Origin of the sequence: Sinomonas gamaensis (assembly GCF_005876955.1) — a bacterium.
Taxonomy (GTDB): Bacteria; Actinomycetota; Actinomycetes; order Actinomycetales; family Micrococcaceae; genus Sinomonas; species Sinomonas gamaensis.
This window is the reverse complement of sequence record NZ_SSCL01000008.1, coordinates 100,538-112,962: the sequence shown is the minus strand read 5'-3', so window position 1 is coordinate 112,962 and position 12,425 is coordinate 100,538. Positions and strand designations below refer to the sequence as shown.

The window sequence follows — 12,425 nt, the reverse complement described above, 5'->3', positions numbered from 1 at the left end:
ACAGCCGAAGCCTCCCCACATCGGAACTCGAACTCGGGATAGGAGAACACGGAGATGTCTGAGCACGGCAGTGAAAGCGAGAACCCGGTCATCCCGCCGCCGACGGTGAAGGCGAGTAGGCCGAGGACCAACCAGGACTGGTGGCCCAACCAGCTCAACCTGAGGGTTCTGAACCAGCCCTCGCCGAAGGCCAACCCGATGGGGGAGGACTACAACTACGCCGAAGAATTCAAGACCCTCGATCTCGAGGCACTCAAGCGGGACCTCATCGAGGTGATGACGACGTCGCAGCCGTGGTGGCCCGCCGACTACGGCCACTACGGACCGCTGTTCATTCGCATGTCGTGGCACGCCGCCGGGACCTATCGGATCGAGGACGGCCGGGGCGGCGGCGGCAGCGGCGCACAACGCTTCGCGCCGCTCAACAGCTGGCCGGACAACGCGAGTCTCGACAAGGCACGGCGCCTGCTATGGCCGATCAAGCAGAAGTACGGGCGGAAGATCTCGATGGCGGATCTCATCGTCTACGCGGGCAACGTGGCCATGGAGTCGATGGGCTTCAAGACGTTCGGCTTCGGCTTTGGTCGCGAGGACATCTGGGAGCCCGAGGAGATCTTCTGGGGTCCCGAGGACACGTGGTTGGGCGACGAGCGGTACACCGCGCCCGGGGATTTCGAAAGTCCACTCGCGTCGGTGCAGATGGGACTCATCTACGTGAATCCGGAGGGGCCGCAAGGCAATCCGGATCCGCTGGCCGCCGCCCACGACATCCGCGAAACCTTCCGACGGATGGCGATGAACGACGAGGAGACGGTCGCGCTCATTGCCGGCGGGCACACCTTCGGCAAGACCCACGGCGCTGTGAAAGCCGAGAACCTGGGCCCCGAGCCGGAGGCGGCACCCATCGAGCAGATGGGCCTCGGTTGGAAGAACTTCGCCGGCACGGGCAACGGCGAGTACACGCTCACGAGCGGTCTCGAGGGCGCGTGGACCAAGGAGCCGACCAAATGGGACAACGGCTTCTACGAGAACCTGTTCGAGTACGAATGGGAGCTCACGGAGAGCCCAGCCGGCGCCAAGCAGTACAAGCCGACGAACCCCGAGGCCCAGAACACCGTGCCCGACGCCCACGATCCGTCGAAGCGGCACGCGCCGATGATGCTCACCACGGATCTGGCCCTGCGGCAGGATCCGATCTATGGCCCGATTTCTCGGCGCTATTACGAGCATCCGGAAGAACTTGCCGAGGCGTTTGCCAAAGCTTGGTACAAGCTCCTGCATCGCGACATGGGACCCGTCACCCGCTACCTCGGGCCTTGGGTTCCGGAGCCCCAGATCTGGCAGGATCCTGTTCCCGCCGTCGACCATGAGCTGATCGGTGAGCAGGACATTGCCGAGCTCAAGGCGAGACTCCTCGATTCGGGATTGTCGATGTCGCAGCTGGTCTCAACAGCGTGGGCGTCAGCCTCCAGCTTCCGGGGGACCGACAAGCGGGGCGGGGCGAACGGGGCCCGGATCCGGCTCGCGCCGCAGAAGGACTGGGAGGTCAACCAGCCCGCTGAGCTGGCCACGGTGCTCCGGACTCTCGAACAGGTCCAGCAGGACTTCAACGGATCGCTCTCCGATGGGAAGAAAGTCTCGCTCGCGGACGTGATCGTCCTCGGCGGGTGCGCCGCCGTCGAGAAGGCGGCGCAGAACGCCGGGGTCGACGTGAAGGTCCCGTTTGCCCCAGGTCGCACGGACGCTTTGCAGGAGCAGACTGATGTGGAGTCGTTCTCCGTGCTCGAGCCGAAGGCGGACGGCTTCCGCAACTACCTGCGGGCAGGTCAGAAGCTGCCGCCCGAAACGCTGCTGGTGGACCGGGCCTACATGCTGAACCTGACCGCGCCCGAGATGACAGTCTTGGTCGGCGGGATGCGGGCGCTGGGCGGGAACTTCGGGCAGTCGCGGCTGGGGGTGTTGACCGATCGGACCGAGACCCTGACCAACGACTTCTTCGTGAACCTGCTGGACATGGGCACTGAATGGAAGGCATCCGAGTCCGAGGATAACGTCTACGAGGGGCACGACCGGGCTTCGGGAGAACTCAAGTGGACGGCCACCGCGGTCGACCTAGTCTTCGGCGCCAACTCGCAGCTGCGGGCGATCGCCGAGGTCTATGCGTGCGACGACGCGAAGGAGAAGTTCGTCCGCGACTTCGTCAAGGCGTGGGACAAGGTGATGAACCTGGATCGATTCGACCTCGCCTGAGGTCACAGGCAAGGGGCCGCGCCTATCCCTGATAGGCGCGGCCCTCGTCCTAGGAACCTCGTCTTAGGAGAGGCGGAGGAGGGTCTTGATGGCGGCCTTTGCGCGGTCAGTGCCCCGATAGGCCCGTCGGTAGGCGGCAAGGGCCGACCTGGTCGTGGTGAGCTGATCGACGAGCAGATCGAAGTTCTGCCGATACAGTTCCGTGTGCTCGCGGAGAATGAGGTTCTGCGCCTCCACAACCCGGACCGGATTGGGGCTGTGGGTGGCCTGCTGGGGCGACGAGCGATAGTCGAAGAAGACCTCAGGACGTACGACCACCTCGCGCCCCAGCGAGAGCACGCGCATCCAGAATGCCCAGTCTTCCCCCATGCGAAGGCTCTCTGGGTAGCCGCCGACCGTTTCCCAGTCTTCACGGCGGAACATCGCGGTGTTGAGAATGGAGTTCTTCGGAAGCATGGATTGCATTCCGTCAAAGGCGCACGGGATGACCTCGGGCTTGCCCATGACGCGTGTTGCACCAGCGACGATGCCCACGTTCGGCTGGGCATCAAGCACCTCCGCTCCGAGCTTCGCGATGCCTGCGCTCAGGGTGTCGTCGGCGTCCAGAGGCAAGACGTACCGGCCCCTCGCACTCCTGATGCCGGCATTCCTTGCGGCCGAAGGTCCGGCATTGGCTTGGCGCAGCACTCGAACCCGCTCATGGGAGATGCTGTCGATCACTGCGCGTGTGCGTCGCCCGGAACCATCGTCCACGACAAACACTTCAACCGAGGCCCCGCGTTGGGTCACCGCGGACTCGACCGCTTCCCGGAGCGTGTCTCCGCGGTTGTAGCAGGGCACGATGATGGATACGTCGACGGATCGGTCGTGGGCCGCGGCGGTGCCATCGGGAATTCGGGTCACTTGCGAAAGGCTAATTGCCTGCCCTGACCACGCAGGGCCTTCCACGGATTCTGGGCTAGCTGATGAGGTCGCCCTTGAGGCTGCTCTTGGATGCCGGCTTCACCTGATGACCCTTGCCTTCGCCCACCAGATGATCCTTGAGGCCGGTCAGGGAGGGGCCGCCGTAGCCGTACTCGTCCAGGTCCTTGCCGTCACTGAAGACGGTGCGTGCCGGGACATCGGCGTGCACGATCGGCCAGTCGTTCGCGGCCGCGTCGTCACGCATCGCGTGCTGCCGCGCGTAGTCCTTTGAGAGCGTGATCCAGTCGCCGGTGTTGATCTGGCCGAGGCCAGGCGGCAGCGCGCGATAGATCCGCACGAGCGCATCCGGGAACTCGCGGACCTGACGAAGCTGTCGCATCGTCTCAGCATCACACTCTCCGTACCCGTGCTCTTCCGGGTGTTCGTAGGCCTCCTCGCCGAGGTCTGCCGCGAGCTCTGTGATGGGACGTGCAGGCCCCTCGTCCCAAGGGGCATGAGGCGAGCTCCTGTAGTCCATCTCTCAACGGTACCGCCGTCCACCTAGGCTCTGTCTCAATCCGTTTCTGCACCGTGTAGACTGGTTGGAACGCCGTCAGCCCAATCGCTGTCCGGCCGAGGCTCACCGTCGAAGGCCTCCTGCATTCCCGCCGCCGTCTATCTCACAGATCTCCTGTCGTTGTCACAGAGCGGCGTGCGCTGATCACCTCCCGACTTTCGCCCCTGCCGACGCCCACACGTCGGCACCCTGAGCCTCCTCATCCAACTAGCTCCCGCACCCGAACGTTGGGCGCGGAATCCATGGTCTTCAACGGCCAACTCAACAGAAGGAAAAACGACAATGGCCACTGGCACTGTCAAATGGTTCAACTCCGAAAAGGGCTTCGGCTTCATCGAGCCCGACGACGGCGCTCCGGACGTCTTCGCTCACTACAGCGCGATTGCTGCCCAGGGCTTCCGCTCGCTCGACGAGGGCCAGAAGGTCGAGTTCGACTCCGAGCGCGGCCCGAAGGGTCCTCAAGCGGCGAACATCCGCCCGCTCTGATTCACAACCGTGGGGGTGGATCGCGGCCAGCGATCCACCCCCATGGGCCCACATCCCCCCGACTGCGACACTCACCCTGAAGAAGGCACTCTGATCACTACGGTCTCCAGCCCCGCTCTCAATCTCACTCCCGGCCGTCAGGCCTACGCGGGCACGGAGTCGTTCCCTCCGCTGACCAAGGCCTACCTCCAGCTATCCCAGACAGTGCGAGAGGGCGGCCTGCTGCGTCGCACTCCATGGTTCTATGCGCTCATCGGCGGAATCCTCGTGGTCGCGCTCGCCGGCTGCATCACCGGATCACTGCTCATTGGCCACAGCTGGTTCCAGCTCCTGATCGCCGCCGCGCTCGGCATCCTGTTCACTCAGGTCGCCTTCCTGGCTCACGAGGCGGCGCACCGCCAGATCCTGTCTGGGGGACGAGCGAATGATGTTCTTGGCAGAATTCTGGGTGCCGCCGTCGGCATGAGCTACTCGTGGTGGGACTCCAAGCACTCTCGCCATCACGCGAACCCGAACAGGGTAGGCCGCGACCCCGACATCGAGGTCGATACGGTGTCCTTCCTCCAAGAAGACGCAGCGAAGGCCACTGGCATGCGCCGTCTGATCGCGCGTCGCCAAGGATGGTTGTTCTTCCCGCTGCTCACGCTCGAGGGCCTCAACCTGCACTACCTCAGCTTCCGCCACCTGTTTTCACGCGGCCCCGTCAAGGGCCGCTGGGCCGAGCTCGGCCTGCTCGCGGTGCGCTTTGTCGTTGTACTTCTCCCGCTCTTCCTGCTGCTCCCGCCAGGAATTGCGTTCGCGTTTCTCGGCGTCCAACTGGCAGTCTTCGGCCTTTATATGGGGGCGACATTTGCCCCCAACCATAAAGGAATGCCGGTGATCGCTCAGGATGCGAAGCTCGACTTCTTCTCGAAGCAGGTTCGCACGTCGCGCAACATCTCCGGGGGTTGGTGGGCCACGTGGCTCATGGGCGGTTTGAATTACCAGGTTGAGCATCACCTCTTCCCGAGCATGCCGCGCCCTCATCTGGCCAAGGCCAGGAGGATTGTGCGCGAGCAATGCACACGCCTCGCCGTTCCCTACACCGAAACCAGTCTTTGGCGGTCTTACGGCATCGTTATCGCCTACCTCAACAGCGTCGGGCTGGCGGCCCGTGACCCCTTCGAGTGCCCCATTGCCGCCCGATATGGGCGAGCGTAATGTTCGGCAGCCCGCACTTCATCGCGGTGCTGAACATCATTGCCGCCCGGCGGAGCGCTCGGGCGTAGTCTGAGTTTCGAGGAGGCTGGCGATGAATGAATTCGAAGCTTCGCTGATCATTAGGGCCGGGGCCGAACTGCTCTCAATGGAATCTGCAGATCCGCGTTCCGAGGAAGGGTACGCCGCGGTGAAGGGGAACCTTTCCATGGCCTTGGACTCTATTGCGGACGCGCTGGTCAACTTCGAGGCTGGATCAGCCGGGACAAGCCGCTCAGCGGGCTGGGCTCAGGATCTTCGCCGCGTGGCCGACGACCTGGTAGATCGATAGCCGTCGGGGCATCGTCATGAAACGCGCCAAGGCCGCGGTCATCTTTGAGATGGCCGCGGCCTGTCTGCTTTTGGCTGGCTGCGGCAGCGGAGTCGCCTCCGACCAACGGACGACGACGGCGGCAAGCGGTTCGGCGAGCCCGTCGCCCTCGTCGTCCATCACCTCGGGCGTGTATGGCTTCGTCACGGCCGGACCGACGTGTCCCGTGGAGAGGCTGGATCAGCCGTGCCCGCCACGGCCGGTGCCGACCGTTATTGAAGCTCGTGGTGTTGGCGGAGCGGTGGCCTCAACCCAGAGCGACGGGAGCGGTCGATACGAGTTCCATCTCGCGCCGGGGAGCTATGTGATTGTGGTTGGTGGCTCGGCTACTTGGCCGCGCTGCCCCGAGACGCCGGTTTCGCTTATGGCGGGCGTAACGACTCGTGCTGACATCTCCTGCGACACCGGGATTCGCTGACGGCTGCGCTGCGGAGGTCCGCCAGTCTGCACGGAGAAGTAGGGATTGCAAGGCTTCGCATAAGAATCCGCAAGAACAGCGACTGCCGGTGTCACGCGGTCTTAGCGTGGTGATGTCCCGGTTGATGTGCGCCCGACGCGCCCGTGCTACCAAGAACCGAGACGAAGACGTCCAAGAAGCAGGGAGAGCGGTGGCGACGATCGGAGAACCTCATTCTCTTCCAAAGCAGCGTCCAGAGGAAAAGACTCTTCGCGATCAGTTGCGCGGCATCCTGCGCGAGGCCCTCGAAGGGCCGGGTCTGTCAGAGGAGTCGAGGGATCGGCTTCGTCGACTTATTGCTGAACACGTCGACCGTCCAGAGGCAGCGTTTGTCGAGCACCTGCGGTCCCTCCGCGCGGCCGAAAGCGAAGATGAACTTCTTGCCGGCTAACTGCACTGTGTCATTTCAACATCGACCCATCGGAGCTGCGCCGGACATCTCTCGGCATGCTGCTTTCCAGCGCTTCGGTCAGACTGAAGTTCCCGGCCTACGAAGGGACGCTTTCCGATGAAAAAGATGAAACTCCGGTACGCAGGGAGTTGCCGCGAATGCGGGGCTTCTCTGCCCGCCGGGACGGAAGCGGATTACGAGAGCGAAACGAAGGCCGTTCGCTGCCTCGACTGCGGAGATCGCCTGGGGGAACTTGCGGTCCCGGAGGTCGAGTCATCGAACGGACTACCACTCAATGAATCCGGCAGTGCCGGCGCCTCCGCACGCAGGGAATATGAGCGCCGCAAGGCCAAGGATGAGGAGCGGCTCCGCGAACGATGGGGTCGATTCGGCAACCTCGCAGTAGCTCTTTCAGAGGAGCGTCAAAGCACCAAGGCGTGGGAGCGAGGGGCGGTAGGTGAGGAACGGCTCGGAGCACGGCTCGATTCCCTCGTCGAACACGGAATCGCCGTGCTCCACGACCGAAGAATTCCTGGCTCGAAAGCGAACATCGACCACATCGTCATCACCCCTGACAGGATCTGGGTAGTTGACGCCAAACGGTACAAGGGCCAGCCCGAACTGAAGGTCGAGGGCGGCCTCTTTCGGCCGCGGGTCGAGAAGCTCCTCGTGGGTCGTCGAGACTGCTCCAAGCTCGTCGATGGCGTGCTGAAGCAGGTCCAGGTCGTCCGTAACCTCGTGCCGGATGTGCCGGTCACCGGAGTGCTCTGCTTTGTCGAGGCTGACTGGCCCCTCATCGGAGCCTTCTTCTCGACCCGAGGAGTTCACGTGCTTTCGCCGCGACGGCTGGCGAAGAAGCTTGCAGGGGAGACCGCCGGAGATATCAGCGTTGCAGAAGTGCAAGCGGTGGTGGCCCCACGATTCAGACCGGCGTGACGCTACCAACTGTGGCTAGCCATCCGCTGCGGCGGCACGCCGCACCTCAAAGGCTTTGCGGGCGGGTGCTGAACCGGTGCTCACGACGTCCTCGGCCGCGTCGCCCCACTGGTTGAGCGACGATGTCTAGACCTTGGGTGCTGCCGGTCAAAGAGGGTTGCCCGGCTGTGCCAAGCTGTTGTTAGGCATGTACATGCGGTCGGATTGCAGAGATTTTGGGGGGAGCATGCAGGTTAATCCGCGCACTATCCGTGGGCTCCCAGATCACTTATCAGGGGTGCCGACCAACCAGGGCGCTCGGGAGACGAGCGATGCTTGATCCCAAAGCCGAAGCCGTCCTCATAAAGTCGTCGGAACAGGGGTATTGGGAGGACAAGACGTCCGAGATCGCGTCCTACCGTGTCGATGCAGACGCGACCTTGGTGAGATTCATCCGGGGTAGCAAGACATACAGGTACAGAACGGGAAGAATCCAGACGCTGCGTCGCCCAGAGATGATCCAGCTGACGGACGACGTCTGGGTAGAAATTCGTGGCCGACGTTCTAGCGGCGCGGTTGCCGCTTGCCGGTTCAGTGGGCCTGCCGGAGCACGGATTCGAGTCTTCTCCGCGGGCGGAGCTGGGGTGCGCCACGAACTGCATCCCGAATGCGACGTGCGTATTGTCCGCGGCGCTACGAGCTCGCCACGGGCGGCACAGGTGCTGGCGTACTGGCGGCAGATAGTCGGGGCGATGCCCGCAGGGCGGGATGGCCCGAATCCGCTGAAGCGAGCGTACGAGCAACTCACACACGTGCATCCCGACAGCGTCTTGGGACGCTACCTCAACGGGCGGCCGATCGGAGAGGGCGAAGGCCTCGATGTTGTTCCGATCTTCCCCTTTTCTTCAAACGTGAGCCAACGCGCGGCAGTGAAGAACGCGTTGCGGTTCCCCATCTCGGTGATTGAAGGTCCGCCAGGAACGGGGAAGACACAGACCATCCTGAACTTGATTGCAACGTTGATTGCCACCCCCCGCGTGAACGTCGGAGTGGTCTCGTTCAACAATGCCGCCGTGGACAACGTGTTAGAGAAGCTCACCGCACAGGGATTCGGGCACGTTGTGGCGAACCTGGGAAACCGCGATAAAAAGAGAAGAGTTCTTTCGCGGCCAGGCTGCCCGGAACTCCGCCGTTGAAAGAATGATGGCCGTATCAGAAATGAGGGACGCAGACCGCGGAGAACTCACTGCCCTCGCGGCCCGATTGGACGCCGTTCAAAGTACAGAGCTGGAACTAGCGCAGCTCACCCGTGAGGCCGATGCGTACCGTCTCGAGCGGGAACACTTCAGGCATTTTCTCAGGGCCCAGGAGGTCCCCCATCTCGAAGGCCTGCCGCTGCTGCGAAGATCCTCGCACAAGCTTCTAGAGTTTCTCGCTGACGCGGAACTGGAGAACCGCAGAACTCCGGCCATGAGGTGGGTGCGAACTCTTCGCCGTCTTTTCAAGTACGGTCCTCTACGAGGTTTCGACCTCAACGACACCGACCTCATCCTCAACGTTCAGCGTGCCTACTACGACCGGCGCATCGTTGAACTTGACCGGACTATCGCGGACTGCGAGATGCGTCTCAGGAAGGACGATCTTCCAACGCTCCTGAAACAACATAGGCGCCTCTCCGAGGAGATGTTGCGCGTGGCCCTTCGCCAACGTTACGCAGGGCAGCACCGCACCGAGTACGATTCGCGAAGTTCCCGCCAGCAGTTCGGTACCTTCAGCCGTGACTATCCGGTAATCCTCAGCACCTGTCACTCACTACGCAGCAGCATCGGCGAGGACCAATTGCTGGACTATGTCATCATCGACGAGGCTTCCCAGGTGGACCTCCTTACAGCGGCGCTTGCGTTGGCGTCCTGCCGACGAGTCGTTGTGGTGGGCGATCAGCGCCAACTTCCGCACATCGTTGATGAGTCCGCGGCTCGAGGAGCGGTGCCGCCAGCAGCAGAGTACGACTATCGCGCACACAGTATTCTGACTTCGCTGCGGCAGCTGTACGGGGAAGGCCTTCCTGCCACGCTGCTGCGGGAGCACTATCGGTGCGATCCGGCAATCATCGGGTTCTGCAACGACAAGTACTACAGAGGGCAACTAATCCCGCTAACGAAAAGCACCCCGGGATCGGAGCCAATGACGATCGTGCGCACGGCAGAGGGAAACCACATGCGTCAACACGGGGATGGGGGCCGCACCAACCGCCGCGAGGTCGACGTCATCGTCAACGAGGTGATACCGCGATACTGCTCAGGCATTCCTGCAGATCAGATCGGCATCACGACTCCATATCGGAAGCAGGTTCAAAGGGTTGGAGAGAGGCTCGCCGCTGGTTCCAGACTGACTGGTCTGGAGTCCGATACCGTCCACCGCTATCAGGGGCGTGAGAAGCAAATCGTCATCATGAGCACTGTCCTCGACGACACTGTGGGTGGTCGTCGAGGAATACGCTTTGCCGATGATCCACGACTCGTGAATGTTGCTGTGTCTCGAGCCACAAAGCGATTCATCCTCGTCACCGACCACCGAATGCTGCCCACCAGCAGGAACCTTCGAGACCTCATGGGGTACATCCGCTATCAGGACCCTGATCGCGAGATCTTCGAAAGCTCTATCGTTTCGGTGTTCGATCTGCTCTATCGAAATTACTCGGATCGCCTTCGTCCGCTGGCTTCGAAGTTGCACGGCAGACTTTCCCAGAAGTCGGAGGACATCGTCTGGACCGTCCTTCAAGACTTGCTTAGCGAGGAGGCTTACAACGGCCTGAGTGCCGTTCCACAAGTGCTGCTGCGGAGCCTCGTCCCAAATCTCTCCACCCTGCCGGGGCCGCACGCCGTGTTCGTCCAGCGCCGCTCATCACTCGATATCGTGGTGTACAACCGGATCACCCGAGCCCCAGTTCTTGCGATCGAGGTTGACGGATTCAAGTATCACGAGAACAACCCCACTCAGCTCGCTCGTGACAGGCTCAAGGACGACGTTCTAGAGATACTGGCCTTGCCGTTGCTCCGGCTCTCAACTACTGGCAGCGGCGAACCTGAACGCATCAGACGTGCTCTCGACTCAGCGTTGGCAGCCGGATCGCGAGATCCTCACCGGCGAGATTCTTAGCAATGACGTCTGACACTCAGACGTGGCCAAGATATTCGTTTGGTCGCCACGTCGGCGGCACAGGGAACGAACTGTTGCGATCGAGGCCGGCCGCCCAGCCAATTCCAAGAGCATCTCGCCGGATTCCCTTGGTGAGTGCTCCCAGCGGTTCGATCAGCCCAAGCGCCCACGATTCGCCCGTGGATGTCGGATCGTTCCCGACTGCATGAGGCGGGTACGACACTCGATACCCTATTGGCCCCAGATCCTCGCCTGCGCGTTCAAACACGACACAAGCACTTGTGTGGGAGTCTGCCCACACTTCGTGGATCAAGACATCACGGCCAGGCGGCGAGCGTCTGTAGGAGGGTCCGCATTACGATCGACGTCTCCTCCATAGTTCAGGTCCTTTATCTGTTTCCCAAGCAGCCTCAAAGCGGGATGAGAGGTCAGCGAGGCGGGCGATCTTTATCGGCGAGAGGCAGCGAAGGGGCCATGGCCAGGTGGTCGCTGAGCCAGTGGATTGCGATGCCGATGGCGATCAAGGACGCTCCGAGCGCAGCGGCGCCGTATCGTATAGCGCCGACGACAGGCTGTGCGATCCACGCAATTCGTACGGCATTGGGGTCAAACGTGCCCATGATCATATCCAGAGCCCAAGAGCTCAGAGCCTCAAAAAGGATCCCCCCCAAGCAAATGAGGATGCCCGCAGTGATGAGGCGCTTCTTCGTCTGTAGCATTTGCCTTCCTCCCTGAAGAGATACGACGGGGGAGTCGTCCCCGGAACGCCACTGGCGTGGCTGACCGTCAGAGCCTATGGCGGGTCGACATTCGGAGGACCGTCAAACGCTGGGGTTCAGTGTCTGTCGAGGGGAACTCAGTGGTGGATCGAGCCCATCTACGTGTTCTTGGCGCCGTGAGCTGCGTGCTGCTGCTTCGAGCGATTGACAAGTGTCGCTAGGGCGAAGGCGATGATGGACAACTAGTCGCCAGGGACCGGTTCGGCTGCCCCGCCAATCCGATTCCCGCGTGCCTGCACGACTCCCAGAACCGCCCACACGGCCAACGCCGCTGTCGCGACCCAGAGACTGAGCAGCCCTGAATACTGGTAGGCAGTCGCCCCGACCAGAGCGCCAACGCTGATCATGGTCCACAAACTCAGGTATTTCAGCCACCTTGTGTGGCTCCCGCCCGTGAGCGCGGCGGCGAAGTTCTGCCCTATCTTGACCAAGGTTCCGGTCATGTACGTGAGCCCGATACTGACCTCGCCGTTCTTCGTATACGAGGTGTTCACGACCCCCATTGCCATCGCCAGCAGGGGAGGCACCACACGCTCGGCGCCCAAGTCGGGCAGCAGAGCCCCTGCGGCGAGGAGGAAGCTTGCAAGGGCCAACACGAGGGGGAGCCTAAACGTCTCCAGTCGTCGGAACGCCAGCGTGCTGGTTATAACCCCGAGGACGAAGAAGGCCACCAAGCCGAGGGCAAGTCCCGCTCCGATAAGGGAGCCGTGAACAACGTCCGAGCTCGCTCGCGTGGTATTGCCGCTCATGAACGATACGAAATAGCCACCGAGGTGGATGTAGGCGACGGCGTCGACGTAGCCAGCGGTGGCCGAGAGGCCGCCGGCGTAGAGAATTCCGCGCCATGACAGGGACGCAGCCATGCTTCGTGACCTTCCGTCCCGATTGTTCCCGAGTGCCTTCCTAGTCTATCGGCGACCTTCAGGACACCTGAATCGGAA

General features: G+C 62.4%; 10 protein-coding genes. 6 read left to right on the top strand and 4 right to left on the bottom strand.

Translation table 11 applies throughout. The features are described from left to right. Positions 1–54 precede the first annotated feature (54 nt). Positions 55–2,250 carry a catalase/peroxidase HPI gene (katG, locus tag E5679_RS12280; protein WP_138416238.1) on the top strand — a complete coding sequence of 732 codons (2,196 nt, stop codon included), beginning with the start codon at positions 55–57 and terminating at the stop codon, positions 2,248–2,250. A gap of 63 nt (positions 2,251–2,313) precedes the next feature. On the opposite strand, the gene E5679_RS12275 is transcribed toward katG, so the two are convergent. Together E5679_RS12275 and E5679_RS12270 are read right to left on the bottom strand one after the other, a co-directional pair. Beyond that, on the bottom strand, positions 2,314–3,153 hold the full coding sequence (locus tag E5679_RS12275; protein WP_171042361.1) for a glycosyltransferase family A protein: 840 nt from the start codon (positions 3,151–3,153) through the stop codon (positions 2,314–2,316). Positions 3,154–3,208: 55 nt separating this feature from the next. Further along, a complete protein-coding gene (locus E5679_RS12270) occupies positions 3,209–3,553 on the bottom strand; it encodes a hypothetical protein (protein WP_171042360.1) in 345 nt (114 codons plus the stop codon). A 459-nt stretch (positions 3,554–4,012) separates the two neighbouring features. Between E5679_RS12270 and E5679_RS12265 the strand changes: the two genes are divergently transcribed. Both E5679_RS12265 and E5679_RS12260 read left to right on the top strand, forming a co-directional pair. Beyond that, positions 4,013–4,216 (top strand): cold-shock protein, encoded by a 204-nt coding sequence (locus E5679_RS12265; protein WP_138416232.1) that lies wholly within the window; start codon positions 4,013–4,015, stop codon positions 4,214–4,216. Between the two features lie 42 nt (positions 4,217–4,258). Further along, positions 4,259–5,416 carry a fatty acid desaturase family protein gene (locus tag E5679_RS12260; RefSeq protein WP_138416230.1) on the top strand — a complete coding sequence of 386 codons (1,158 nt, stop codon included), beginning with the start codon at positions 4,259–4,261 and terminating at the stop codon, positions 5,414–5,416. A 271-nt stretch (positions 5,417–5,687) separates the two neighbouring features. Here E5679_RS12260 and E5679_RS12250 read toward each other — a convergent pair whose 3' ends face one another. Beyond that, entirely contained in the window at positions 5,688–5,930 is a 243-nt protein-coding gene (locus E5679_RS12250; RefSeq protein ID WP_138416228.1) for a hypothetical protein, read from the bottom strand. A gap of 827 nt (positions 5,931–6,757) precedes the next feature. Between E5679_RS12250 and E5679_RS12245 the strand changes: the two genes are divergently transcribed. The 3 genes from E5679_RS12245 to E5679_RS12235 all read left to right on the top strand — a co-directional run bounded on the left by E5679_RS12245 (position 6,758) and on the right by E5679_RS12235 (position 10,705). Beyond that, positions 6,758–7,567: a nuclease-related domain-containing protein gene (locus E5679_RS12245; protein WP_138416387.1), complete on the top strand. Its 810-nt coding sequence runs from the start codon at positions 6,758–6,760 to the stop codon at positions 7,565–7,567. Between the two features lie 311 nt (positions 7,568–7,878). After that, entirely contained in the window at positions 7,879–8,742 is an 864-nt protein-coding gene (locus E5679_RS12240; protein WP_138416226.1) for an AAA domain-containing protein, read from the top strand. A 22-nt stretch (positions 8,743–8,764) separates the two neighbouring features. After that, positions 8,765–10,705, top strand: a complete 1,941-nt coding sequence (locus E5679_RS12235; RefSeq protein ID WP_171042359.1) for an AAA domain-containing protein — start codon at positions 8,765–8,767, stop codon at positions 10,703–10,705. A 961-nt stretch (positions 10,706–11,666) separates the two neighbouring features. Here the strand turns inward: E5679_RS12235 and E5679_RS12225 are convergent. Next, positions 11,667–12,347, bottom strand: coding sequence for a YoaK family protein (locus E5679_RS12225; RefSeq protein WP_138416220.1), 681 nt, complete (start codon positions 12,345–12,347; stop codon positions 11,667–11,669). Positions 12,348–12,425 lie beyond the last annotated feature (78 nt).